Source organism: Algibacter miyuki, assembly GCF_030409805.1.
GTDB classification, from domain to species: domain Bacteria; phylum Bacteroidota; class Bacteroidia; order Flavobacteriales; family Flavobacteriaceae; genus Algibacter; species Algibacter miyuki.
Genome location: NZ_JAUFQP010000013.1, coordinates 926,642 through 952,342, shown reverse-complemented (window position 1 = coordinate 952,342; position 25,701 = coordinate 926,642). Strand labels below are relative to the sequence as shown.

Below are 25,701 nucleotides of genomic sequence, written 5' to 3'. Positions count from 1 at the left end.
ACACCCCTAATGTATCAATTATTTTTACGAAATTACGTATTCAGCACTAAAACATGCATAAAATTGCATTTTTACAACAAAAAAATTGCACCTTTATTTTGAAAAAATTATTTTTGAAGAATTCCATTTACGAATCATGAAGAAAAAAGAGCGACAAAAAAAAATTATAGACGAAGTAAGTATTAACAGAAAGGTTAGCTCAAGTTTTTTATCCGAAAAACTTGAAGTTTCCGAAGATACTATTAGAAGAGATATTCATGAATTGGATGGAAAAGGATTGATTACAAAAGTACATGGTGGCGCTATTTCAACTATTCAAAAGTTATACCACTACAATGAAGACATTATATATAATAGAGAAAACAAAATTCATATTGCACAAAAAGCCATCTCTTTAATCGAAGATAATATGGTTATTATTATGAGTGGCGGAACTACAAACTTAATGCTTGCTAAATTATTTCCTAAAGACTTAAAAGCGACTATTTATACCTATAGTTTACCAATAGCAATGCAATTAACAGAACACCCTTTAATAGAAACCATATTTATTGGTGGTAAAATACACCGAAGCTCTATGGTTACTACGGGAATTGATGTTATTCAATATTTATCGAACGTAAGAGCAGACGTTTGCTTTATGGGCGTAAGCGGTCTAAGCATAGACCAAGGAATAACAGATGAAGGCTATGAAGTTTCATTAATAAAAAAAGCCATGATAAATTCGGCAGAGCATATTGTTTATTTAGTGACTTCCAACAAGCTAAACGAAAAACTTAATTTTGATGTTTGTGGTTTGAATGAAATAGACACTGTGGTAACTAACCTCGACTTAGACGACCCAATACTTAATGAATATATTTCAGCTGGAGTAAATTTGTTATAAAACAGACCTGAAAAGCAAACAACTTATTTTTTAAATTTATGCATTTATCCGACCATGCACAATGCATTTGTTCTCGAATTTTATAATTTGAAGGACCAAATGTTGAAATTAAAAGGGTTTGGTATTTACTTTCCAATACAGAAATCAACTTTTCTTTATTTACAAGGCTTAACGTAAAATGAGGTACAAAAAGTCCCGGAAAGTCACACGGAAATTAGCACCCGAATTTCAAAGGTAATAATTAGTGCTATTTTTATGATTAAAATGACTAAAAAGTTTAATATTTCTATAGCGCGTGTCGTATAACGTTAGAATTGAGAAAAAGATAAAGAGATTTCAAAAATTAATCTGAAAAGCTGTACAACGTCCATCACCTTCAATTTCGGAAGTTTTAAAGGCTTCAGCTACCATAATATTTATCATAGCTGAATTTTGTCCAATCTTTTTGCTACCAATTATAAGTCATGAGCCGATTATATTACGAATTGGCTCAAAAACATATAAAATAATGAGCCAATTAACAAAATCAATCGGCTCATTAGTAAATTATGCCTTCTTAAAACACGATTTCCTTTGAGCAATAAACTAAATATATAACTGAGAAATTCATTCTTCCCTCCCATTAATTTAAAAGAAACTATTGAATAGTTATAAACTTTCAGAGTTACTAAACTAGTATTCATTATAGAATTGGAATCATATTATTAAGATTTTATTTTTAATAAAAAAAGACTAAAAAATCTTTAAAGTTTATTTTTTTACCTATATTTAAACTCCAATAAGCTATAAACAAGCTTATTACCCTATCTCCCTATTTGTTTTCATAATTATAAGCACAAGTCAATTTTAGTAATTAACGCTAAATATTGTCGATGAGTAACGTGTTTTTTACTGGCTCTTTGATTAATGTTTGGTGTTATTAAGATAATAGAATTAACATGAACCAGCTATTATGAAAAACATTATTCTCGTATTTTTTTCGCTCTTATCAATCAATATTATAGCCCAGGAAATTAATATTAACAAATCACTTAAAGGTTTTGACAAATATATGTCTGATGTTTTGAATGACTGGAATGAACCAGGTGCAGGTGTTGCAATCATTCACAATGGAGAACTTGTATTCGTAAAAGGATATGGCTATAGAGATTATGGAAACAAACTTCCTGTTACAAAAAACACGCTATTTCAAATAGCCTCTAACACTAAGCTCTTTACTACAATAGCTGCTGGTATGTTAGTAGAAAAAGGAGTTTTTAACTGGGATAAACCTATTACAGAATCTGTTCCAGAACTTCAGTTTTACAATGATTTCTTAAACAGTAATGTAACACTTAGAGATATGTTGGGGCATAAAACTGGTATTTCTAGACATGATATGATTTGGTTTCAATCAGACTTTTCACGCAAAGAACTTTTTGAACGTATTAAATACCTAGAACCATCTATCCCCTTACGCCAAGACTTTATATACAATAATCTCATGTATACAGCGGTGGGTTATTCAATAGAACTCAGAACCGGAAAGACATGGGAAGAATATGTCAAAGAAAATATTTTCATTCCACTTGAAATGAACAACACTGTTTTTTCCATTGCCGAAATGCAAAAATCAAGCGATCATGGAGTTCCTTATAACGAGATAAGAGATACTACGCTTCTATATAAAATCCCTCTTAAAGAAGATGGTGCAGGTGTAGGACCTGCAGGAGCTATTATAACAAGTTTAGATGATCTTTCACACTGGGTAATTGCACTTATGAAAGATGGTAAGTATAAAAACAAAGCGGTAATACCTACCTCTATAATTAATGAAACCTTGAAACCAGGCATTGCATTTAGAAATTCAGATCTAGAAGAAAAAGGCTATAAAGAAAAGCTAAATTCTACTTATGGTATGGCAAGAGAAATTATGATTTATAAAGGTAATGTATTAACAAGACACAGTGGGGCAATGCCAGGATTTCACTCGCAAGTAATAATACTACCTTATGATGATATAGGAATTATAACGTTTTCAATAGGTGATCATGGGGCAAGTTTAGGCAATACAATTATAGCATATAACCTTGTAGATAGGCTTTTAGGATTGAAGCAAACAGATTGGAATGGTCGATTGTTGGCTGACCACTTTAAAAGGAAAGAAATGGGCAAAAAAGCCAGAGCTCAAGTTGGGTTTGATAATGTTAAAGGAACCTCTCCAACACATAATATAAATGACTACTTAGGCACTTATGTTAACGAGGTCTATGGTGAGTTCATTATTGGAAAAGAAAATGACTCCGTTAATTTCAATTTTAGGAGAACAACTTTACCTCTGCAACATTATCACTACAACCGATTCGACACGCCAAATGATGAAATTCTAGGAAAATGGAGTATTAATTTTAGTGTTAGTCCACAAGGTGAAATATCTACGGCCGTGATTTCAATTGATGAAGGCCAAGTTACATTCAATAAAAAAATAGATGAATCTTTATCAAGCCCAGAAATATTAAATCTATACACGGGGACATATGAATATGCTGGCTCCGAGTTTGAATTAAAAATAAAAGATAATAGGCTAACCATGCTAGGAACTACAGACGAGGTACTTATTCCTTATAAAAAACACATATTTAAAGTGGAAAAATTCGATGACCTACAAATTGAATTCATACAAAAAAATAATGAGATTTCTGGTTTGAAATATAAAGCACCCTCTGGAATATTTGAATGTAAGAAGATAAAATAGTTTTAATAATACCATGAAAAAGTAGCATTAACCCTAAAATAGATATATAGTTAACACTAACTATATACAATGTTATAGGCAATAAGCGCAACTCGAAAAGAACAAGTTATGCAGACACACGTTGATAAAACACATGAGAATAAAAGCCAATCTGTGGCGAATGCTGTTTCTCAAAAACAGAGCAATAGTGAGTCTGCTTTTCAGTTTGTAGACAATAGACCTGAAGCCGTTGCACAACGGAAACTACAGGAGGTAATGAATAATAGTCCACAGGTGAGGCAGTTGAAAGTTTTTCAGGAAATGGCCAACAACAGCCCCCTGGCTAAGCAAGTAGATCAATTGCAGGCTATGACTGATAATCATTCTACACAAAATCAGCACCCCATTCAGAAAAAAGGAAACGATACAGGTTTACCTGATAATTTAAAATCAGGAATTGAAAGCCTATCGGGATATTCTATGGATGATGTAAAAGTGCATTACAATTCAGATAAACCTGCTCAATTACAAGCACACGCATATGCACAGGGAACGGATATTCATTTAGCTTCCGGACAAGAAAGGCACTTGCCTCATGAAGCTTGGCATGTGGTGCAACAAAAGCAAGGTCGAGTAAAATCTACCATGCAGCTGAAAGGTGGAGTGAATGTGAATGATGATACGGGGTTAGAGAAAGAGGCGGATAAGATGGGAGATAAAGCGTTAGTAACTCAGAAGAAAGTTAAAAAAACGAATTTGTTTGGTTTCGGACAACAATCAAATTCTGTTTTTCAAAGAATGATAAGCCTGAGAGAGAAAAAAGATGTTTTATATCTTTCAGCAGAAGAAGTAATTAATAGACTATCTCATGGTGGACGAAAACCAATACCTCGAGAACACATACAACAGATTGTTGCTTGGGATAATGTAGATAGATATTTCAAAGGTGGTCTAAGAGAATTACAAACTGAATTAAAATCAGGTTACGGTGAAGAGCCAGAAGAAATTGCCCCAAGTCAATTCAACCCAAAATTGACGGTTTTTTTGGATATTTTAAGAGAAAATGATAGAGGAAATTTTGAAATCAGTTGGGTTCGTGAAGAGCTTAAAGAAATACAGACTTTTCTTAGTAGTTATTCAGAATATGATTTGGCTTGGCTGATTGTAGTTGGGGGATTTACATTAACTGAGCTTAGAAAAATCAATCCTGCTTACGCAACTGGAATTATGCAGCGGTTTGATTTAGTCCTCTCGTCAGATAAAATTTTGGGAGATTACAGCATCTTAGTCAAAGATGCAATTCTTGGCTCTTCTGGAGCATTAGGAGAATTGAAATTTATAGAAAGACATGCAAGTGAAGGAATCGGAGAACTAACAGCTATTCCTGAATTGGAAATTGAAAGTGAAAGTGGTAAGGTAACAACCCCTGATTTCAATATAAATGGGAATTTGGTAGAACTCAAAACACGTGACAAACCATTTAAGAACTCAAAGGATCTCAAAGATTGGATTAATGATCGTGCAACCACTGCCAACAAGCAAATGAGATATTCTGAAAAAGGCAAAGGTCTCCTTGTAATACAATTGAAGTCAGATCAAATGAATAAGGTAGATGAAACACAAGAAGGACTCGCAAATTATTTGCAAGATTTATTATCAAGACGTTTTAGTAGTCTATTAAGGATTGAAGTTTTGATAGATGGAGCATTTTATGCAGGTGGTAGAGAATAAAAATGCCTATAACAAAAAATAAACGCCATTAAAACGAGCGTTTATTCAGACCGTTGGATTTAATTTAATCAAAAAAATATGAACAAATCAACAGCAATATTTGGTGGAGCTGGACTTGGGATTCTAATAGGGTTACTCATCGGCATGTCTACTTCTGGAACTGTGGGGTTAATAATAGGTTCATTAGCTTCATTCCTACTTGTACTTCTGGGGTTTAAGGAAAAAGGTGACTCTAATTCACAAACACTAAGGGTTGGATCCTTTGGTTTATTTTGCTCTTTGGCAATTATAATCGGCTTATTTTTCAGAGTTAACAATTCGTTTACACCAACTCTAAAGTCAGAAATAGAAATGTGGACTGCTGATAGTATTTTTAGTATGGATGAAGCAAAGGCATTTGTTTTGTATGAGCGTTTTGGTTTTGTTCCGTCAGGGGTTAAAGTTGATTCCACTATAGATAGAAAAAGAGCACAATCAGTGCTCTATGGAACTAAGGTTTCAATCTCAGACTGTGAAAAAACACAAGGATACAAAGACAAAGACTTTCCAATTCAAAATGAGCTTAATGCATATAAACGTCTAGGAGGAGTTTGGGAGAAAATAGCCAATGCAATTGAGAAAGAAGTTGATATAGATAATCAAAAAACCACTCTTCACATTTTTCAACAATGTTTATGTAATAATAATTAGCATGAAAAAAATTATATTTATTCACTTATTGCTTTTTTCTTCATTCTATCTGAAAGCACAACCTTCTACTTCAACAATCGAGAACTTAAAAAGCGCAATTGTTAGAGTCCAAAGTGGTGATAAAATCGGTACTGGATTTTTATGGAGAAAAAATAATTGGGTTGTTACCACCTTACATTTAATTGACAATCACAATCAAATTGAGATAACCCTTGCTAATGATGTAAAGAGCGCTAAGGTTATAAAAGTTTTAAAAGAGCATGATTTGGTGCTTCTTGAACTTGAATCAGCTTCTTCGCAATTGACAATTATTTCAAATATCAATAATTCCCTTGGATTAAATTCCAGTCTTTACACGATGGGCTACAATGGAAAAGGGAATTTAAATACAATTATTGACAGGACTCTTAGGCTTGGATACAGCTCAAATGGAAGACTTGAAGGGCTATTACCTAAAACTGTAAAAGATGCTTTAAATTCATGTAAACGACCGAATCCATCGATTGAAATATTGTATTTGGATGGCACGCTTTTACCTGGGTTTTCTGGTGCTCCGATTATTGACCTTAATGGAAATTTAGTTGGTATAGCTGATGGTGGATTAGAAGAAGGAGCCAATTCTATTAGTTGGGGAATAAAAGCTAACAAGCTCAATAATTTACATATTTCTAGTGAAGGTTTCCCACATATACTTAATTGTGGTGGAGTTGTATCTAAAGTTTCTTTTGCTTCAGAGAGTATACTGGAAGAAAGTCATGTTGACTTTATAGAATACAAGGAGTTTAAATTTATTAAAACGAAAGTTAGAACTATTCAGGAAATGATGTCTACCATTGATGACCCCCTAGGGCTGCGGCAATTAATAAACGGCTACTCGATGTATAATAACACCAATTACCTTCAATTCAAATATGACATTTATGAAGACTTATTTTCAGGAATGACTTTCTGTGTTCCGAAAGGAACAAAATTAGACGTAAACAATGACTTGATAGTAGGGCGTTTTGGAAATGCTGATTTTCAATTAGTCATATATCCAGATCATATTGAAAACTTAAACCCAAACCCTTCTCTAAGATATGCTTCAAGCGCTAATAATTTTCAACAGAAGATAGTGTCTATAGATGGAGGAAACTTAACGTATCAAAAAGATTTTAATTGGAGCTATAGTAACGGCCCCATAATTAGATATGATGGTGTTAAAGTGAACAGAGAAGCATATAGAGGATATGAGATTGAAGTAAACACATTTGAACAAAAGAATTATATCCCTAGAACATACTCATTTCAAACTCACATTGGAAGAGGGAATTATTACATGGGTGCTGCAGCTCTAAATATGAGTAGCACCGTTGAAAACACCAATAACCTTAGTAATTGTATGAGCAATGGACAATGCCAATCACAGAACATATCATCTGCTTGTGAAAAATCATGCAGTGAATATAGACTATTCTCTCAGCTCGTATTAGGTGTTCATATGGGAGGTTTTTCCAACAGTTATAACAGGAAGTAAAAACAAAAACCAACAATATATAAAATAAAAGCCTTAATAGTGAAGGGTTTAAACCCTCTTGTAACTTGACAAGAAAGTACCACGCAGTCGGCTACTATTCTTATACGCAACGTTGGCAAAAATCTAAATAAAAAATCTAAATGACTTTAATTATAATTAATCTTTTAAATCAAAAAAATCATGAATAATTTCCTTTTTTTTTGTAAAAAAAATCTAAGATGCAATAAAAATTTAATGACTAGTTTTCTGTGTGCAATTTATTTAATTTTTAATTGCCCTACTCTTTTATCCCAAAATTTGGGGTCAGGTTGGGTTTATATTGAAAATGTTCAAACAAATTTGGTTTTAGATGTTCAAGGTAACGCAAAAACAAAAGGGACAACTATATGGCCACATTCACTTAACTACTCTAAAGCACAAATGTTCAAATTAACAAGTTCGAATATTCCTGATAGATTTGGAAATGATGCACGTTACATAATGGCTTATGACAATCGCTCTTTATCTTCTGATTTTTATCTTTCAGTAAAAGTTCCTCCTCTTGTTACAAGTCCAGTACAACCGATAGAAAATAATTTACATCAACCCGCACTATCGAGTGAACCAATGGTCTTTACTGACGGAGAAAACCATAGTAATCGAAAGACATTAAACAACTACGAATTTACAATTGAAGAAAAAAATGAACTGAGCGTATCACCCATTCATCTAGCAAATAGCTTGGCGACTAAGGCAAAACAAATTTGGAAAATCATCCCTGTTCCAAACGAACCTGATATGTATTATATTCAAAGTGCCGAATTCAAAAAGCAATATGTAATTGAGCCACTAGGCTTAAATTCGGGTGGAACTTTAGTGCTAGGTGAATTTACAGGAAGTAATCTCCAAAAATGGAAAATTTTAAAAACTGCTCCCAACGAACCAACTGATATTAAACTCACTAACTTTGAGTGGGAAAGAGATCTAGACCAATCAACTTGGAAGTTTTGGAAGTGGCACTACGCATATAAAATTAAAGGGGACATTACTTGGAAAAGAAATAACGACGTAACAAAACTATCTAAACAACGATTAACTATAGGAGTAGATAATGACAATGAACATATCACTATTGAGCCTCAAAAAAGTAGTTATAAATTTAGTATTGAAAGTAATTCGACAGGAAATAAAAAAGAGCATTGTTTTCGTGTAAAAGCATATAGTAAATGGTCAGCTGAAAATACTACTTTTAGTGTCGAAACATGTACTACTCCAAACACCTCCACTCCACCAAAACGCCCCCCATCAAAAGGTGTTTCTAAATTACTGATTACCAATTGTCATGACAGCAAAACGGAATCAGTTAGATTATGGCTTTATGACGTTACAACTAACAATGGCAATTGGGTAGATAAGGGAGTCTTAAATAATCAATGGCAGGGCAGCAATTGTCCATCTGGTATTCCCAAAGAAATTAATCTTACTGATAATCACGTTTATATATTGAAAGCTATTGATTGTGGAAATTTATCACCAAATGAAACAAATGGAAGTTGCCACGTATTGACATCACCTGAAATTAAAGGAGCACAAGATGGAAATGGAACAACCTTATCTTTTCAAATAGATGGAAGTTAAGCCAGTTGCCAAAAATGTCTATAATTAATGCGGATTTTAGGCTAAATCAAAAGTTTTGGCTAAGTGCTTAATCGAAAGTTCAATACTTTTAATTCCCGCACTAACCATAGCCGAGACGTTATATCCAATTTACTTGTATCATTAACAACAATAAATTTACAACAAATGAGATCATTAAAATATATCATATTTATAAGTATTTTTAATTGTTATCAAGTGAAATCTCAAGAATTGGTTAATGACTTATACAATGGTGATGAAAAAAGATACTTTATTGAGACCAACACAGATACGCTTACCTTATATCATAAACAGATAAATGACCGGTCCTCTTTTGCCTATGGACTAGAATTGTATTATCTAAAGATCCCACTAAACTCGGCTAAACTTAATGTAAAGGAAGTAAAAATCAAAGGTGAAATGGATTCAATTTATAATGAATTTAAAACGCTAGAATCCATTGTATTAATCAGTGGTGGCTTTTGGGGATATGATAAATCTAATAAAGAAATGCCTTTAGGATTAATAATAGAAAATGGAAATATAAAATCAAAAAAAATAAAATGGGAAACTGGTGGTTTTTTATTCCAAAAAGATAATTCCATCGATATAGTTGCCATAAAGGATTTAGATGAAGTCAATTTTGACGAGGCTATACAATCAAAACCAATACTAGTGAAAAATTTTGAGAATGATATATATTCGGACGATAAAATTCATTTTGATCGAATATGTATCGGGATTACGAACTCCAATGAATTAATAATTTGTGCTGTATTTAACAATAAAGGAAGGTCTATAAGTTTGTATGAGTTTTCGGAAATTTTAATCAAAAATGAAAAACCAGACTATCCCAATACAAAAATAGCTTTAGCCTTAGATGGTGGTCCGAGTTCACATTTATATTTTCCCGCTTTGAATATGCACGTAGGATATCAAGAAATCAATTACGTCCCTAATATTATTACAATTAAAAACTAGTCATAATGAAAATTAATAAAGAACTACTTAAAAATATATTTTCAGAACATATAAATAGTTTCATTGGAGGTGTTTTCACCTTAGCTATTGGTCTTTTGAGCTTTTACTTAACACCATTAAAAGATAATTTTTACCATTTCCTTTATCGTGAAAAAGCTGAGGTCAAAATATTAATTCCAGAAAATGTTTATCTAGGTGATAACTTAAAACTAGATAATATTTTAATAAAACCTAAATCAAAGATCAGTATCGCCGAGGGCACTTGTGAAATTATTTATGATAACACTTTTTTAACATTAAGTAGTGGTAACAATACATTCAAATTCCCTACTGTAGAAGGCGCAGATCTGCTCCTTGATAATTCTGGTATAAATTTTAAAACTATCAAATCTGGAAAAACATCTATTAAAACGATAATTACAACAAAATACAATACCTATAAGGACAGTATTCAGGTTAGTATAAAACCACCCTATAAAAGTGACAAACCTTCTTCTTCCAATTTTAGCGGTTTATGGAAATTCAAATTAGGTTTTCATAATGGAGAAATGAATTTACATGAAATTAGCGGTAATTTATCTGGCACTTATAATTTTGATAATGGTGAAACTGGAAATATAACCGGTTTTAGGGATGCCACTCCTTTTCATATTGATTTGGTTAGAAAAGGTGAAATATTTAAATGGCGCATAAATGCTCTCTGGAAGCCTAATGGAGATTATATTGAAATTAATGGTGAAGCAGAAGAATTAATAATCATGGAAAATGATTGGAAAAGGAATGGTGCTAGGGCGCACACGTTTTATAGCTCAGTTAAAACAAAAAAATAATACTGCATATAACACTGCGTGTATATCAACCTTATCCCTCTCTTTTGTTCTTTCTTATTATATGTCTTAAATTTAGTGTTTTTATAAAAATACTAAATTTAAGACATAGGTATAACCATAAAAAAACTTCCCTTATCTTATATGCTTATTTAAAATAAGCTCGGTTTGTAGAAATATTTTATTTCATATACTTTTTTAAGTAACTTTTAATATATTTAAAAATATTTTCTTCCCTAAAGAATTTCGATATGAATACCTACTAGCTCATGTACTCATATTGAATCATAATGATTAAAAAATTAATAGCTTTAATAATACCCTAAAAAAGTAGTGTTAACCCTAAAATAGATATATAGTTAACACTAACTATATACAACTGTTGGCAGCAAGGCAAAAAAAACAAACTAACGATAAATGAAAGGATATAATTTATTATTAAACACTATTGCAGCAGTAGTTATTGGACTATCTGTAATAGGTTTAATCCTCATAACGATAAAGTCTCTTAACGTTGAGGAACAAAAAACGAATACAATACAAATTGAATATCACGGAATAAAAACAGATTCAATTAATGAACTGAATAAGTTGGAGATTGTTAAAATTGATTCTCTATTAAATGAGATCAAACAAACGTCAAACAAAATTCAAGATCGTCAACTTGATCTTATCAAAGAAAAAGAAAGCGATAATTTTTTCAATAAACTTTACGCTGCAATAGTTGCAATAATTCTAGCAATTGCAGGTTTTTTTGGTTTCAAATCTACTAATGATATTAGAACAAGAGCAGTTGAAGAAGCTAAATTCGAATCAACAAAAATCGCGAAAGAAACTGCTGAAAAGTCAGCAAAAGAAGAATTTAAAACAATATTTGACGAGGAGTATAAAGGAGAAGTTTTTGAACAAGCAACAAAAGCAAGTTCAGAAGTTTTAAGAAAAGAAGTAGGTCAATTAGAGAAAACGATTTTCAAATTAAATAAGAGAATTGAAAAATTAGAAACTATCCAAGAAAATTCAACTGACGCACAGATTGAAACAACAACTTCTGAAGAGTCAAGCGAAAGTGAAATAGATGACAACGGATCTGAAAGCAATATCAACGAAACAGAAAACCCTTTTGACAATGAGCAATAAGACAAAAGAACTTAAGGGGATTTTGGTTAATCAATTAACCTCTAAACCTATTGGAATTAGTGCTATAGATTTTCCAACATTGAGAAATATAGTTAAGTTCACGTCCCGTGAACCTCAAAACTATGATCCTTTTGTTCCATTGAAAAATGTAGAACAGATTGAAAAAGACGTAAAAAACTCTTATTATCAAAGACTAACTAATGATAAAAGAGTCAGTAATATTTATAAATTTTTGTTGAAGGAAATATCTAATATTCATTCTTCAAATACAAATGCGTTAGGTTCATTTCCTACTTCAGTAATAATATCTCTTGATTTAAATCAGGAGTTCGAAACAAAAGAAGAATATTTAGAATTTATTAAATCTGCTAAACAAGAAGATTATATAGGTGCATTTTATAAAGAAATCGAAGATAATGAGATTGAATTAACAATTCCAGATGGAAAATTCGCTTTAATAGTAGATGGTCAGCATAGGCTGATGGGAATGATAAAGCTCTTTAAAGATGCTTCTAATAACGAAATCAAGATTGGAAGAAATAAATTAAAAGATGAATACCCCAATTTATCTAATCAACTAGTTTTGGACTACATTAAGCAGTTCGAGTTTAATTGTACCTTATTATTAGGTTTTGATAAATGGGAACAAGGAAAGGTATTTGCTGACGTAAATTTTAATCAAAAACCTGTAAATAAGTCTCTATACTATGATATTTTTGGTTCATATCCTGATCCAAATAAGAATGATATTTTCTTATCTCATATGCTAGCTATGCACCTGAACAATAATAAAGATTCTGTAATCCAAGGATTTATAAAAATGCTCGGTTCAGGAAAAGGATTTTTCTCGCAAGCTTTTTTCGTAGAAGCGATTCTTAATCATTTTAGACCTAAAGGAATTTGGGCATCCTTACCAATGGATTATTTGAATGACGGAAGTGATTATAAAATACTTCCTAAATTTTTCAAATCATATTTGAAAGCTATAAAAGATGTTTTTAATCCTTATTGGCCTCAAGATGGTCAAGACACCTCTAGGAAATACCCTAATATTCTTTGTAAAACAACGGGTATGGGTGCTTTAATAAAGCTTATTGATCCTATTTATAGAAAATTAAAAATAGATACAGATTTTAAATCTATTACATCTGAAGATCTTACTAATTTATTAAAATCTGAATTAGTCAAAGCAAAAGATAAAGGTGCTGATTTCTTTTCAAAAGAAGGAAGTTTTTCAGGATCAGGAAGTTTAGGGTTACAAAACAAATTATATACTGCATTAGGACAAGAATTAGGATACTTTAAAAAGTAAACCCAGCTGCCAACAATGTATATAAAAAATAGCGGATTTAATGTTAACATCAAAGTGTATATATAAAACAAAGTTCAGTTCTAAACTGAAAAGTTAGTATATAAAACCCGCTACTTTTTATATACTAAACGTTGTGCCTCATTAAAAGAAACTATGAATGAAACTAATTGCTTAATTAAAACTACAACATATATAAATGATAAAGAATTCTATATTGTCCAAGAACAGAGTTCAAAAGAAGAGCATTATATTCCTTCAAATCAAATTAAAATATTTGAAAATATTAGATTAAATCAAAACTATGATTTTATCAAAGAATTCAATCCAACACTTAATAAAACGTTTTTAACAATTATTCATCCAAAATATAGAATTGGGCAAGTAATTGTATTCGATATTGAAAAGAAAGTAAAAATTAATGATCGAATTTATTTTCACTTAAAAAGTGAGTATACTAGGATACTTTCAATTGAGGCATTTAATTGGCAAGAAGAATTAGAAAAAATAAAATGTAAAATAGTTGGTTACAAACGTGGTTTTCCCGTGCTTAAAAACATTGACACATCAAATAGTAATTGGACTTTTGGAGATATTAAAACTTTCAAAATAAAAAATTATGGTAAAATACAAAATAAAAAAAACGAAGATATAGATGCTGTAATTATAGAGGATAACGATGGAAATGAATTAACAATAAGAGCAGGTCAATGGCATAAAAAATCTTTATGGAAATACCAAGATATTACTTGTAAAGTTATAGGAGTTGCTTGGAATGGTTTACCTAAACTAATTATAAATGACAATAGACATCCTTTATATAGTATAGGTGAAAAACATAAATTTAAAATTAGAAATTTTGAAGATAAAACATTGTTTAATGGGGTTAAAATTAAAATTATAAATTTAAATGATAGTGTTGGAGAAAAATATGAAGTAAAAGCTTTACCAAATCAAGAAAACAAATTAAAAATAAACGACGAAATTGAATGTGAAATTTTAGATATAAATACTAGAATACATTTAAAACAGGTAAATATTGATGACCCTTTTTTTTATGAATTTAATGAAATAATAAAAGACGATTCTCTAAAAAAGAAATATTTTTTAAAATACCTTGATAAAGATGATGAATATAACCTAAAATTAAAATCACAATACGAGCAAGAAAGTGGCTTTTGGGTTTTCACATATTGCAATTATATTTTAACAAAGATAAAATATGACGAATCTATTAGAAGAAACTTATCGGAGGTTTTAAAGATTATAGATTTACATACATTTTTCGAAAACTGGATACTTACAAGTGGTATTTTAAGAGCTATACAAGATGATGACGAAAGAAAATTAACTAAATTAAAAATTCTACAAATAATAGAAAGTAACAGTTTAGAAAAAAAAGCTATAAGAGCAATTCTTGACTTCAAAATCCCAGAGCTATACCAAAGACACGTAAATGATACAAATTTTAAAGAAATATATTATTTAATTAAATATTCAGATTTTGAAAACATAAATGAAATAGAACTTTTAAAGTTTTTATCTTCTATAAAATCAACTAGAAACGAAAATAAATACATAATAAAGAGACTTATAAATTATATAAATAGGTCTTTAGAAATATATAAAAACTCTTTAAAACAAGAATATTTTATTTTATCTCAAAATTTGAAATCTGAAAAAAAAGGGGAGATAATAAAATATGTAAATTGGATTTACATTCAAATCTATCTTTCCTCTCTTGCCGATTTAGTTGTAGAAGCTAATATTCTAACATCAAAATTTTATCGATTTAATACCTTATTACTAAATAATAAAGCTGATAGTGAAAAATTACTTCTAAATGCTTTTTATATAATTTCTAATTCAACTAAAAAACACAACATACCTGTAGTCTTAAAAAATAACAATATTGAAATAACACTTTCTCAATTAGAAGACAATCCCAATAAATTTATTGCTCTAAATTTAGAAGAAGATTTTTTTAAAACCATAATAGTTCAAAAACACTACAATGGTTTTAAAGCTACGATTGGAGAAACAGAAGGTTTTTTACCTTTTCATAACATAACCGATATAAATTTAAAAAAAAATAAAAAAGAAAGTTTAGAATGGGAAACTAACATTGATATAACATTATATTGTTCAAAATTTCAATATTTTATTTGCAAACAATTAGATAAAGAATCTAATTATTATTATTCAAAAAACCTTAAAAAGGATAAAAGGTTAAATAGAGGTAAAATAATCTATGGTATAGTAAAAAATGTTACAACATTTGATTCAGATAACATTGGTGTTTTCATCTCTAGCGAATTTGGAGATGGTTTAATACATCAAAATGAAATATCTTATAATAAATATGATTATTACGATTTAAATAATATTTTCAAAAAAGGAGATAAAATCCCACTATATGTATTAGGCTATAATAATGAAAATCTAGTTTTAGGCTTTAAACAATTAATAGGCACTCGATTTGAAAATGAATATTATGATATCTTAAATAATTACGATATCGATATTACTGAAAACTTAACAGATGAAGAAATTAATTCTGACTTTAGAATTGAACTTGAAAAAGGCTTCATCTTCGAACAGTTCGCTTTCTTTAAAGACTCAATTGATGAAAAAATTAAATATATAAAATTTGCAAAGGCATTTTTTTCAAACACAAAAAATGCTAGGTCATATCTTCTAAATATTTACATAGAATATTTTAATAGTATTAAAAATTTAGATAGTTTAACTCAAGATTATACAATTGAAAAATATAACGATTTTAGAAATTTTATAATTAAGATAAAAGACAAAGTTCAGACTAAAACTTTAGAAAACTTTCCTGAATCAAAAAACCTCTTATTTTTTATTGACATCCTACATATATTTAATAGTAAAGATGAAAATGACCTTGAAATAGTTTTTAATTTAGTTCAAAAATCAATTCAAGAGAATGACATTTTATTAAAAGCGGTTGCAAAAACAGTTCTATCTAATAATTTAATTTTAACTGAAATTGATAAAGACAATGACGATAGCTTAAATGAATATACTCTCAAGAACCTAAAAAGAATTCGAGAATATATTAACCAAGGCGTATTGTCTGTTGAAGAATCAATTGAAGATAAACTTGAGAAAGAACTTAAAGAGAAGAAAGTTTATTGGCAAAAAAGAATTAATGAAGATGAAGGTGAGAAATTAGAATTCAAGGCAACTTTTATTACACCTATTCCAACAAATGACCAAAACAGAATTATTGAAGGTTTAGAAAAACAATTGAAAAAAACTCAATCAGAAGAAAATATCAGTAAAATAAAATCCAAAATAGAAGAAGTTAAAGACTTAAGTAAAAATGTAAGAGGAATTGACAAAATCATTATTCATAGTGCTTTAAAAACAATATGTGCTTTTGCAAATACAAAGGGAGGAGTTTTATTGTTAGGGGTTAGTGATGATAAAAAAATATTTGGTCTCGAACAAGACTATAAATCATTTAAAAAAGACAAAGATAGAGATGGTTTTGGTAAATTTTTCGACTCAATGATTAAAGATTATTTCGGAGATAGCTTCTCTTCAACTTTGCTAGAATATGAATTTTTAAAATTCCCAAAAGGAGATATCCTTATTGTGAAAGTTAAAAAAAGTACTGAAGAAGTCTTTTTATTAAAAAATGAGAAAGGTATTACAGAGGAAAGTATATATGTTAGAAATTTAAGTTCTTCAAACAAACTAAAAGGTGTGGAACTTTCTAAATTTATTAAGAATAAATATAGGGAACAAATAATGAATAACACTGAAATAAAATAACGAGGCACAACAAAGTACTGTGGTAAAAAACAAGTAAAAACCCATTAACTTTTTACTAAAGTGCTCCTGTAATTATTATCATAGATTAGTCCCGATTTTGCGATAGCAAAAGCCTGTTTTAAGAGTTTATTACAGACTGCTATTAAGGCTAGTTTTTTACTCTTTCCTTTGGCTACTAATCGATCATAAATTGCTTTGCAAGCATGGTTATATTTACAGGCATTAAAACTGCACATAAATAACAAATTTCTAAGTTTTTGATTCCTTATTTTACTGATCCGTGGACGCCCTTTCACGCTACTTCCACTTTGTCGTATCACAGGAGTTAGTCCAGCATAACTACATAATTCACTTGCACTTGTAAAACGATCAAATCCGTCGGTTAAAACCACTAACATTAGTGAGGTTTTTGGTCCAATTCCTGGAATGCTTTTTAAGCGCGTTAAAACGTCTTGATGTGCTTGTTTTACTAAAACTAATAATTTATATTCTACCATTTTCATCTCTTTATCAACCTGTTTTAAATTGCGTTTCAAAGAGCTTACAACAACTTTACTCGGGTTTCCTAAAACAGCTTCTCCGTGTAATTTATTTTTAAGCATAGTGCTTTGTTTTGTATACACAGAAAGGAGTCTAGTCATTTGAAGGCATTCTAATTGATGCTTTGAGTTTCCTTTCCAAAGCTTTAATTCTACATGTTTTGCATATTCACAAATCAATTTAGAATCACTTTTATCGGTCTTGATTTTTGATAGTTTCATTTGAATAAAACGTTTTACGGATAAAGGATTTTCTACCGAAACTTTCACACCTTCTTCTTGTAAATAATAGGCTAACTGGTAGTGATAATAACCTGTAGCTTCCATGACGCAATGACTATTTATATCTAACTGTTTTACAAACTTTTTAAAGCCCGAAATAGTGTTTTTAAACTGGTAATAATTCCCTTCGGAATCCGTAACATCAAAAACTAAATAACTAATGTCTATTCCAAAATATTTTATATCTTTATTCATATGAAAATGTTTTTTGAAAGGACGACTACGCGAGTTTCAACGACTTAAAATCGAGGTCTAATAGCCTCATAGAACTGTACGAAATCTGTGTAGTAAAAGAGAGGGGATTTTCAATGTTGACGAGATCTGTAGTCTCTGCGTATATATTAACCTTATTCCTCTCTTTTGTTCTTTCTTATTATATGTCTTAAATTTAGTGTTTTTATTAAAATGCTAACTTAAGCCGTATATAATTTATTGCTGGCTTATTGCCTACTTGTGAAAGTCCTCGCGGACTTTCTTGGTCGGTAATTATTTACTAAATTAGTTGTTTGAAACACGCAACAAACCATATACAACAACGTTGTGCTTCATACTGACCCGTCCTGCTCTATTCAATAACTTAACGCAACAAATCTAAATTAATAGATTTGTTATAATGGAAGTAAAAAAACATAGACGACTTACCTTAAAAGAAAGAGTCCAAATTGAGACTCTTTTAAATGAAAACATAAACAAAGCTGACATTGCAAAAAAGCTTAATAGGTCAAGATCTACAATCACCAGAGAAGTAAACAAATTAGTAGGTAATACTAATGATAAATATGATGCACATTTAGCGCATTGGTGTGCTAAAGATGATTACTTAAACAAAAGAAATCTAGATAAAATTAGCACGCACAAACCTCTAAAACATTTTGTCTATAAAGGACTTTTGTCTGAGTGGACTCCTGAACAAATATCTGGTAGAATCAAAGAATTATATCCTAATGATCCTATTATGACTATTTCCCATGAAGCTATATACAAACACATTTACACAAGACCACAAGCTAGTTTAAACAAAAAACTAATCAAACTACTGGTACGTAAAAAAACTAGACGTAGACCTCCTAAAAAAAGACGAGGAACGGGCAGCAAAATAATCAATCAAGTCAGTATTGACAATAGACCTAAGCATATTCAAGATAGAATCGAAATTGGACATTGGGAAGGAGATTTAATCATCGGGAAGAATCATAAAAGTGCCATCGGAACCATTGTAGAACGCAAAGCCAGATACACCATTATCATCAAACTAAACTCGAACAAAGCAGATGAAGTCGCTAAAATGTTTTCTCAAAAACTAAATCAATTAAACAGCATTTTTAAAAAATCTATGACTTACGACAACGGTATTGAAATGGCTAGACACGAAAAAATAACTCAAAATACTGGTATGAAAATCTTCTTTGCGCATCCCTACTCTTCCTGGGAAAGAGGAACCAATGAAAACACAAACGGACTCATTAGAAGATACCTGCCAAAAGGAACAGACTTTAACCAAATTGATGAAAAATTACTCATGAAAATTCAAGAAAAACTCAACAATAGACCGAGGAAAATTATAGGCTATAAAACGCCTCAAGAAATTATGAATTCTGAACTAAAAAATGTAGCTTAGTATCAACTTAAAAAAAGCAACGTTTGTTGCGTTAGAACCTTGAATGCAGCAAAAACTAACAGCGAATAAAAAGAGAATACCAACCATCCGAAAGAATTCAAAATAAAAAACATGAAAACGAAATTTCTTATAATAATTACTTTATTAACTTTATTTGTTTTGCCATCTCAAGGACAAACTCAACAAGACAGTATAAGAAACACAACGCAACAAATAGAAAAACAAATTAAAGTTCTGCAACCTCAAGCTCCAATTTATCAATTATTTCCAACTGAAAACATTTGGGCTCTTATTAAATTAGATACACGTAATGGAAAAATGTGGCAAGTACATTTTACTATATCGAAAGATGGCTACGAAGGTGAGCTAGTCTTAAATTCAAATTCACTTGTATGGACAGAAGAAGAAGAAGAAATAGCTGGTAGGTTCACCCTTTACCCAACAAAAAACACATACAATTTCATATTACTTGACCAAATAGATGGAAGAACATATCAAGTACAATGGAATAATGAAAAAGAAAAGAGATTTATCAGTCGTATTTATTAAATTAGTTTCTATTTTAAAGATAACAAAATAGCCGAACGCACAACAAAGTACTGTGGTAAAAAACAAGTAAAAACTCATTAACTTTTTACTAAAGTGCTCCTGTATTTATTATCATAGGTTAGTCCAGATTTTGCGATAGCAAAAATGGTTTCATGACTAAAAGAAAGGGTAAATTTGGCGTCTTTTTAGGTTGCACTAATTATCCTAGATGCAAAAACACCATAAAACTGCAATAAGCTCTGTTCCCGTTAAAGCCAAATTGATTTACAAAATTCGTAGGTAATATTATTATCTAATAACATATATTACTTAATAGATGCTTTCCCCCCATATTTAAGCTCAAACATTAAACGTTTAATTTCTTTTATCTCTTCATTTAAAAGTAAAATATCGTTTTTAGTTGCTGGTAACGTATTAGGCATAAATACCTTTTTTAACCCATAACTAAGAGTATCTGCGGCTACAGTGCCAATCATTGTACTTTTAACAGAGTCTAAATTCACACCACTTATTTTTTTCTCAATAGCTGCTAATTTCTCTTCAAGAACAACTGGATTATTAATGGTATTTTGATCTAGTACTTTTAGTCCTGGTTCTTCTTTTTGATAATGTCCTGATACATATTTATAATTATTACGTTTATAGCTTGCTTTCGTTTTACAACTATTTGTGCAATACACATGATTGCTTCTTCTTGCTTCAAATTGCTCATAGCAATGTTTGCAGCTTTTTATCTTTTTCATAAGTTATCGTGTTGTTTTTGCTGATTTAACTTGATTAAAACGTTAAATAAGGTGTTATTTAACGTTTTTACCTCTCATACTCATTCCTGGAAACTCAACAATATTGAATATATCAAACACGCGATCATAAATAAAATCTTCATATTTATCTCCAATTTTATCTAATGCCATCTCCACATCACCTGGAAATTGGTTGTCATAATTAATTGCTGCAAACGTTAATTTATTATTTTGATATCTGCTAGCAAGTAACTCCTTAATCAAATTAGTTTTACCAAAATTCGAAGCTGCTTTTTCTCTTAAAAGATCATCAAAAATACGCCGACCGTTAAAGTATTTATTATAAAACTCCCGTTTATTTAAGGGCTCCAATAATCCTTCATATTCCATTACCAGATCTGAAGACAAATGATAGGTGGTTCTTAAAAAAGGATGTACATCCAGCGTTTTACTCATTGCCTCTAAAAATGACGATTTTCCTGTACCCACTCCTCCAACTAAAAGCAAACCTTTATTAAAATTTGGGGCCGATTGTTCTTTTAACCTTAGTAATGGTGATTGAAAAAACTTATCATCTCGTATTAAATAGTTAACAATAATATCTACTTTTTGTAAATTATCGTCATTTTGTAAAAATTCCTTTTTAATGATGGTCTTTAGATTTTTCAAAAATAATGTTTTCACATTTTTGTAATTCCATTCTAGCTTCATTCTTTCTTTCGATTTAATTTGTGCTGTATTTTTTTGTTCTAAAACTTGAAAGCTTTTAACATCAAATTTTTTATTAATTATTTCACTTATATGCATTATCTATTTTTTATAAATTTAGACTTCAATGGAGCCGATTTCTCATTAGACAACCATTTGTCTAATCGTTTATCTAGCTCCCAATATGTTTGACTTTCAAATCGCATTAAATTTTTAGAAGTATCTACTTCAGACCAATAATTATAAAAATCATTTAAAATCTTATTTGAAAAATTAGTGAGAGCAAAAACATCTTCTTTAAATCTATTTTTTCTATTAATTATATTTTCTTCTTTTTCTTTCTTAGTAGTTGCTACTAAATTGCGATTCGTTTGTGCTTCAATTGCTAAATTCTTGTTACTTTGTTTGCTATTTTGTTTGCTATTTTGTTTGTTATTCTGTTTGCTATTTTCAGACACTTGGAAATCGACATCATCAAAATAGTCTGAAGTAATAATAACCTTAGTATATTTTGTATGTGGCTCTAGCTTTATTTCCTTGGTAGACAGTAATTTGTCCAAAGCCGTTCTAACCTTACTTATGGATAAACCTGTTTCTATGGCCAATCGCTCTTTTGATGTTATAAACTCCCCTTTACGGATTGTTATTCCTTGCCATTTTTTTGTACTGTAATTTGCCTTTATTAAACAATGTATAAATAGCTTACATGTGTTTAGATCCGTATACCACTCCCAGTCTACTAAATCTCTGTATAGTTTTATAAAACCTGTTTGAATTGTCATAAATCTATATTTAATTTATGTTAATCGATTTTTAGATAAATACTCATCTACTTTATAGTTCATAGATTGTTTTGTATCCTTTTTATCAGATTTTATCCAGTCAAGTAGTTCTGTTTTTTGGAAATATAGGCGTTTGCCTTTTTTGCTAAACGGAATAGCCTTTTTGTGTACTAGACCATAAAGTGTAGCCTTAGCTAACTTTATGAGTTTTGCAGCTTCATCTATAGACAATAATTCGTCCTGCTGAATACGATTTTGAGATTCGTAATTCTTTTTTAAATTGTTTGAAATACGCTCTACAAGGTTTTCAATTTCGTCCTCTGAGAGCATAAAAAATTCTTTTTTCATAATTGTATAATTTATATTTATTCTTCAAATATATAATGAGTTTAGTTGGTTGGAAGACTGTATCGGAAACCGATCGGAGAGGCATCGGAATTTATAAAACACTAAAAAAGAGGAGAATAAACACTACAAAGGACACTATAAAACAAAAAAAAGAACCTAATGTTTGATTAGATTCTTTTTTTTTATTGATGTTTTTCTTTGTTTTAGAGCAATTCTAAAAGTAATTTACTTAAAAATCTTACCATAAAAGGAACCTTCAGTTTTTGCAATTTAGCTTTAGTATCCTCAATTAATTCCTTTTGCCCATGAGTTGCGGTATAATAGCTAATCCCTTTGTTCGCCATGGAGTAAAACGTGCTGTTCTTTACATTTTTTTTAAAAATAGAAAGATCCTCATAACTACCTATTATTTTGGCAAACCTTATGAATTCTGTGAGTGGTATTTCTGCGAGGTTATTTTTTTTATTTTCATCATTAAATATTGCAAATAGTAAAGCACGCTCACCATCAGAAAAACTGTTTATAATTTCTACAGCATCTATTTCTTCTATTGAAAGCTCATCTTTATTTTTAATACTTAAAGCAGGCTTCCCTCCTTTTCTTTTAGATTTTTCAACACGCTCAGCTTCTTTGCGCTCATCAATTCTCTTTGGATACTTTACATCTAACATCTCATTATATGCACTAGAGTTTTCATAACCTCCCCCTTGAAAATCTATTAGATAAAAATATTCATATTTATTTAATTCATAAATTAACTGGTAATAATTATAATAATTATGAAAATGTCTAGTAACCTCTTTTAATGATTCTGAAATTGCTAAATCACGGACAAAACAGTCATAATTGTATTCACCTTGAGTAATGAAAGCTTTTAACACCTCGTCGTTCAAAGCCCATGAAATAATGTCTTCTTCATCCCCTTCATAATAGCTATGTCTCTTTTGAAACTCTAAAAAGGCAGAATTAGCCTTTTCATGTAAAATATTTTCATATTTATTAATTCTATATTCATTAAAAGCCTTTAACATTTTATTAGCCATATTCAGAAACGATCTGTTCTTTTTATTCGCTTCCTTAAATTGTTTAATCATAATTATCTTAGAGTAATTATAATATTTTTCATAGAAACTAAGGTAAGTTTTAAGATAATCCATCTAAATCTAAATTTATGCGGTTAGCAGCTCCTACTTTATTTTTATCCATTACTTTGGTATAAATCTGTGTAGTTGAAATATTTTTGTGTCCTAATAGTTTTGAAACGGTGTAAATGTCAGTTCCATTTGCTAATTGCAGTGTAGCATAACTATGCCTAAAATTATGAAATGAAATTTTCTTATTTATGCCAGCTGCCTCAATCCATTTTTTTAGTGGTCTAACTATTTGCGAATATTTAATATCTTTAAATATGATACCTGTAGAGGGGTCTTGTAACTTTAAAATGCTATAAGCAGACTCTGAAATGGGATGATTATTTATATTCCCTGTTTTCTGCTCTCTAAGCTTAACATAATCTCCTAGATGTTTATCTTGATACATTTTCTCCCAAGTTAAATTCTTAATATCTATAAACCTTAGTCCTGTTAAAGCAGAAAAAATGGCCATGTGTTTTATTTTTTCAATCTTTATATCGGTTTTCCACAGTAAAGAAAGCTCCGCTTCCGTTAAATACTCTCTATGCGTTTCCTCTTCTTTAATATAGTCTGCATGTAACGCTAAATTGGTTGTGGTTAAATTCTGCTTGTAAGCTTCTTTAAGTACATATATAAATTTCTTATAATAAGACGAAGCCGTATTTATAGCCAAACTACCTTTTTTAGTTCTTAGGTTTTTAGTTGATAGTAAAAAACTTCTATACTTCTTAATATGCAAAAGTGTAATTTGATTAGTAGTTAATTTATGACCTGCAAATTCTTCAAAATACTTTAAAGAAGCCTTCCATGATAAATAATTATTTCGGCTACTTTTATTATAATATTCCTCGATAATAGTTTGATAAAAAGCTACAAAGTTTAAACTAAAATTGATGTTCTCTTTAAATCCATATTCTTTATCCCTTATTTGAATTAAGCGTTTAGATCTTACAAGTTCAGCAAACTGAATTGTTTCTTTATTATGCGATTTTTCCATCTCATTCTTGGGAACACTATAAATTTGAAGTTTTAAAAACTCCCTCCTTGTTTCCTTTCCTGTTTCTGGATTAATAATTGCAGGGTAATAGTCCAAGTATAGACTTCTTTTACCATTTGCTACTTCTTTATCTCTTAATGTTACATTAGCCATTTAACTCCTTTTATTTGGTGCTCCATATAATTTTCGAATATCTCTTTTTAACACATAGGTAAAACGACCTTTCTTTATTTTCTCTATACCTTTTAATTTTAAGTGTCTTTCAATCGACCTAAGGGAGATTTTATAATACTCTGAAATTTCTCCCATAAAATAATACTTCTTTTCATCAAACTCTTTTTTCTTTATCTCGACCTTTTTATCATTGGGTTTATTAAATCCTTGCCTGCATAAATGATCTAAATCCTTTCTAGAAACTAAAACACGACCTCGTATTTTAAAACTCAATAAATCTCCTGATAAGATTAAACGCTTAATTGTTGATCTGCTAACATTTAATAAAATCCCACAATCTGTTACACTTAAAAACTCCTTAACCTTAACCAGTTCCAACCGTTCTGAAAAGGGATGTCTCTCCGTAATTTCACTGTTTTTGGCGAGAACTTGTCGTGTTTTCTTTGCCTTATGCTTATAGTGTTTTTGGTTACAAGAAAGGCTGCAATACTTAGTCTTTGTAGTCTTTGCTTGGAATTTCTCCCCACAATATGTACATCTTTTATTTACTAACATACGACACAATTTCGCTTTTTTTTATGGTTCTATGCGGTTCTAGAGGGTTCAGAGTGGTT

21 protein-coding genes and 1 pseudogene are annotated in these 25,701 nt (G+C 30.2%); 14 read left to right on the top strand and 8 right to left on the bottom strand.

Annotation, left to right across the window (positions count from 1 at the left end; translation table 11 throughout):
• Positions 1-136 precede the first annotated feature (136 nt).
• From QWY92_RS16145 to QWY92_RS16095, 11 genes are all read left to right on the top strand, one after another.
• The gene (locus QWY92_RS16145) at positions 137-886 is read left to right on the top strand and encodes a DeoR/GlpR family DNA-binding transcription regulator (protein WP_290273118.1); all 750 of its coding nucleotides are present in this window, start codon (positions 137-139) and stop codon (positions 884-886) included.
• Between the two features lie 952 nt (positions 887-1,838).
• A complete protein-coding gene (locus QWY92_RS16140) occupies positions 1,839-3,620 on the top strand; it encodes a serine hydrolase (protein WP_290273117.1) in 1,782 nt (593 codons plus the stop codon).
• A gap of 108 nt (positions 3,621-3,728) precedes the next feature.
• Positions 3,729-5,330 carry an eCIS core domain-containing protein gene (locus QWY92_RS16135; RefSeq protein ID WP_290273114.1) on the top strand — a complete coding sequence of 534 codons (1,602 nt, stop codon included), beginning with the start codon at positions 3,729-3,731 and terminating at the stop codon, positions 5,328-5,330.
• A 78-nt stretch (positions 5,331-5,408) separates the two neighbouring features.
• Positions 5,409-6,020, top strand: a complete 612-nt coding sequence (locus tag QWY92_RS16130) for a hypothetical protein (RefSeq protein WP_290273112.1) — start codon at positions 5,409-5,411, stop codon at positions 6,018-6,020.
• Position 6,021: 1 nt separating this feature from the next.
• Positions 6,022-7,536, top strand: a complete 1,515-nt coding sequence (locus QWY92_RS16125; RefSeq protein ID WP_290273110.1) for a S1 family peptidase — start codon at positions 6,022-6,024, stop codon at positions 7,534-7,536.
• Positions 7,537-7,716: 180 nt separating this feature from the next.
• Entirely contained in the window at positions 7,717-9,153 is a 1,437-nt protein-coding gene (locus QWY92_RS16120; RefSeq protein ID WP_290273108.1) for an RICIN domain-containing protein, read from the top strand.
• 216 nt (positions 9,154-9,369) lie between these two features.
• On the top strand, positions 9,370-10,134 hold the full coding sequence (locus QWY92_RS16115; RefSeq protein ID WP_290273105.1) for a phosphodiester glycosidase family protein: 765 nt from the start codon (positions 9,370-9,372) through the stop codon (positions 10,132-10,134).
• A gap of 5 nt (positions 10,135-10,139) precedes the next feature.
• A complete protein-coding gene (locus QWY92_RS16110) occupies positions 10,140-10,964 on the top strand; it encodes a hypothetical protein (protein WP_290273103.1) in 825 nt (274 codons plus the stop codon).
• 414 nt (positions 10,965-11,378) lie between these two features.
• Positions 11,379-12,098: a hypothetical protein gene (locus QWY92_RS16105; RefSeq protein ID WP_290273101.1), complete on the top strand. Its 720-nt coding sequence runs from the start codon at positions 11,379-11,381 to the stop codon at positions 12,096-12,098.
• Positions 12,088-13,410, top strand: a complete 1,323-nt coding sequence (locus QWY92_RS16100) for a DGQHR domain-containing protein (protein WP_290273098.1) — start codon at positions 12,088-12,090, stop codon at positions 13,408-13,410. The genes QWY92_RS16105 and QWY92_RS16100 overlap by 11 nt, the downstream gene beginning before the upstream one ends.
• A 153-nt stretch (positions 13,411-13,563) precedes the next feature.
• A complete protein-coding gene (locus tag QWY92_RS16095; protein ID WP_290273096.1) occupies positions 13,564-17,214 on the top strand; it encodes an RNA-binding domain-containing protein in 3,651 nt (1,216 codons plus the stop codon).
• A 44-nt stretch (positions 17,215-17,258) separates the two neighbouring features.
• On the opposite strand, the gene QWY92_RS16090 is transcribed toward QWY92_RS16095, so the two are convergent.
• A complete protein-coding gene (locus QWY92_RS16090; RefSeq protein WP_290273094.1) occupies positions 17,259-18,230 on the bottom strand; it encodes an IS110 family RNA-guided transposase in 972 nt (323 codons plus the stop codon).
• Between the two features lie 418 nt (positions 18,231-18,648).
• Between QWY92_RS16090 and QWY92_RS16085 the strand changes: the two genes are divergently transcribed.
• From QWY92_RS16085 to QWY92_RS20600, 3 genes and pseudogenes are all read left to right on the top strand, one after another.
• The gene (locus QWY92_RS16085) at positions 18,649-19,653 is read left to right on the top strand and encodes an IS30 family transposase (RefSeq protein WP_290273092.1); all 1,005 of its coding nucleotides are present in this window, start codon (positions 18,649-18,651) and stop codon (positions 19,651-19,653) included.
• A gap of 111 nt (positions 19,654-19,764) precedes the next feature.
• Positions 19,765-20,202 (top strand): hypothetical protein, encoded by a 438-nt coding sequence (locus QWY92_RS16080; RefSeq protein WP_290273089.1) that lies wholly within the window; start codon positions 19,765-19,767, stop codon positions 20,200-20,202.
• 143 nt (positions 20,203-20,345) lie between these two features.
• Positions 20,346-20,438: pseudogene (locus tag QWY92_RS20600) on the top strand (topoisomerase DNA-binding C4 zinc finger domain-containing protein); the annotation flags it as partial.
• Positions 20,439-20,507: 69 nt separating this feature from the next.
• On the opposite strand, the gene QWY92_RS16075 reads toward QWY92_RS20600, so the two are convergent.
• From QWY92_RS16075 to QWY92_RS16045, 7 genes are all read right to left on the bottom strand, one after another.
• Positions 20,508-20,945 carry a hypothetical protein gene (locus QWY92_RS16075; RefSeq protein WP_290273088.1) on the bottom strand — a complete coding sequence of 146 codons (438 nt, stop codon included), beginning with the start codon at positions 20,943-20,945 and terminating at the stop codon, positions 20,508-20,510.
• Between the two features lie 54 nt (positions 20,946-20,999).
• A complete protein-coding gene (locus QWY92_RS16070) occupies positions 21,000-21,752 on the bottom strand; it encodes a P-loop NTPase family protein (protein ID WP_290273086.1) in 753 nt (250 codons plus the stop codon).
• On the bottom strand, positions 21,752-22,435 hold the full coding sequence (locus QWY92_RS16065; protein WP_290273084.1) for a hypothetical protein: 684 nt from the start codon (positions 22,433-22,435) through the stop codon (positions 21,752-21,754). The genes QWY92_RS16070 and QWY92_RS16065 overlap by 1 nt, the downstream gene beginning before the upstream one ends.
• 15 nt (positions 22,436-22,450) lie before the next feature.
• Positions 22,451-22,783, bottom strand: a complete 333-nt coding sequence (locus tag QWY92_RS16060; RefSeq protein WP_290273082.1) for a helix-turn-helix domain-containing protein — start codon at positions 22,781-22,783, stop codon at positions 22,451-22,453.
• A gap of 203 nt (positions 22,784-22,986) precedes the next feature.
• Positions 22,987-23,940: a hypothetical protein gene (locus QWY92_RS16055; RefSeq protein ID WP_290273080.1), complete on the bottom strand. Its 954-nt coding sequence runs from the start codon at positions 23,938-23,940 to the stop codon at positions 22,987-22,989.
• The gene (locus tag QWY92_RS16050; RefSeq protein WP_290273078.1) at positions 23,927-25,066 is read right to left on the bottom strand and encodes a tyrosine-type recombinase/integrase; all 1,140 of its coding nucleotides are present in this window, start codon (positions 25,064-25,066) and stop codon (positions 23,927-23,929) included. Before QWY92_RS16050 ends, QWY92_RS16055 begins: the two co-directional genes overlap by 14 nt.
• A complete protein-coding gene (locus tag QWY92_RS16045; RefSeq protein ID WP_290273076.1) occupies positions 25,067-25,642 on the bottom strand; it encodes a helix-turn-helix domain-containing protein in 576 nt (191 codons plus the stop codon). It lies immediately after the preceding gene.
• Between the last annotated feature and the right edge of the window lie 59 nt (positions 25,643-25,701).

What these genes read in the sequence shown, in the direction of transcription:
- QWY92_RS16145 (WP_290273118.1), top strand. Translation starts at nt 137, where the DNA reads ATGAAGAAAAAAGAGCGACAAAAAAAAATTATAGACGAAGTAAGTATT.
- QWY92_RS16140 (WP_290273117.1), top strand. Translation starts at nt 1,839, where the DNA reads ATGAAAAACATTATTCTCGTATTTTTTTCGCTCTTATCAATCAATATT.
- QWY92_RS16135 (WP_290273114.1), top strand. Translation starts at nt 3,729, where the DNA reads ATGCAGACACACGTTGATAAAACACATGAGAATAAAAGCCAATCTGTG.
- QWY92_RS16130 (WP_290273112.1), top strand. Translation starts at nt 5,409, where the DNA reads ATGAACAAATCAACAGCAATATTTGGTGGAGCTGGACTTGGGATTCTA.
- QWY92_RS16125 (WP_290273110.1), top strand. Translation starts at nt 6,022, where the DNA reads ATGAAAAAAATTATATTTATTCACTTATTGCTTTTTTCTTCATTCTAT.
- QWY92_RS16120 (WP_290273108.1), top strand. Translation starts at nt 7,717, where the DNA reads ATGAATAATTTCCTTTTTTTTTGTAAAAAAAATCTAAGATGCAATAAA.
- QWY92_RS16110 (WP_290273103.1), top strand. Translation starts at nt 10,140, where the DNA reads ATGAAAATTAATAAAGAACTACTTAAAAATATATTTTCAGAACATATA.
- QWY92_RS16105 (WP_290273101.1), top strand. Translation starts at nt 11,379, where the DNA reads ATGAAAGGATATAATTTATTATTAAACACTATTGCAGCAGTAGTTATT.
- QWY92_RS16100 (WP_290273098.1), top strand. Translation starts at nt 12,088, where the DNA reads ATGAGCAATAAGACAAAAGAACTTAAGGGGATTTTGGTTAATCAATTA.
- QWY92_RS16095 (WP_290273096.1), top strand. Translation starts at nt 13,564, where the DNA reads ATGAATGAAACTAATTGCTTAATTAAAACTACAACATATATAAATGAT.
- QWY92_RS16090 (WP_290273094.1), bottom strand. Translation starts at nt 18,230, where the DNA reads ATGAATAAAGATATAAAATATTTTGGAATAGACATTAGTTATTTAGTT.
- QWY92_RS16085 (WP_290273092.1), top strand. Translation starts at nt 18,649, where the DNA reads ATGGAAGTAAAAAAACATAGACGACTTACCTTAAAAGAAAGAGTCCAA.
- QWY92_RS16080 (WP_290273089.1), top strand. Translation starts at nt 19,765, where the DNA reads ATGAAAACGAAATTTCTTATAATAATTACTTTATTAACTTTATTTGTT.
- QWY92_RS16075 (WP_290273088.1), bottom strand. Translation starts at nt 20,945, where the DNA reads ATGAAAAAGATAAAAAGCTGCAAACATTGCTATGAGCAATTTGAAGCA.
- QWY92_RS16070 (WP_290273086.1), bottom strand. Translation starts at nt 21,752, where the DNA reads ATGCATATAAGTGAAATAATTAATAAAAAATTTGATGTTAAAAGCTTT.
- QWY92_RS16065 (WP_290273084.1), bottom strand. Translation starts at nt 22,435, where the DNA reads ATGACAATTCAAACAGGTTTTATAAAACTATACAGAGATTTAGTAGAC.
- QWY92_RS16060 (WP_290273082.1), bottom strand. Translation starts at nt 22,783, where the DNA reads ATGAAAAAAGAATTTTTTATGCTCTCAGAGGACGAAATTGAAAACCTT.
- QWY92_RS16055 (WP_290273080.1), bottom strand. Translation starts at nt 23,940, where the DNA reads ATGGATTATCTTAAAACTTACCTTAGTTTCTATGAAAAATATTATAAT.
- QWY92_RS16050 (WP_290273078.1), bottom strand. Translation starts at nt 25,066, where the DNA reads ATGGCTAATGTAACATTAAGAGATAAAGAAGTAGCAAATGGTAAAAGA.
- QWY92_RS16045 (WP_290273076.1), bottom strand. Translation starts at nt 25,642, where the DNA reads ATGTTAGTAAATAAAAGATGTACATATTGTGGGGAGAAATTCCAAGCA.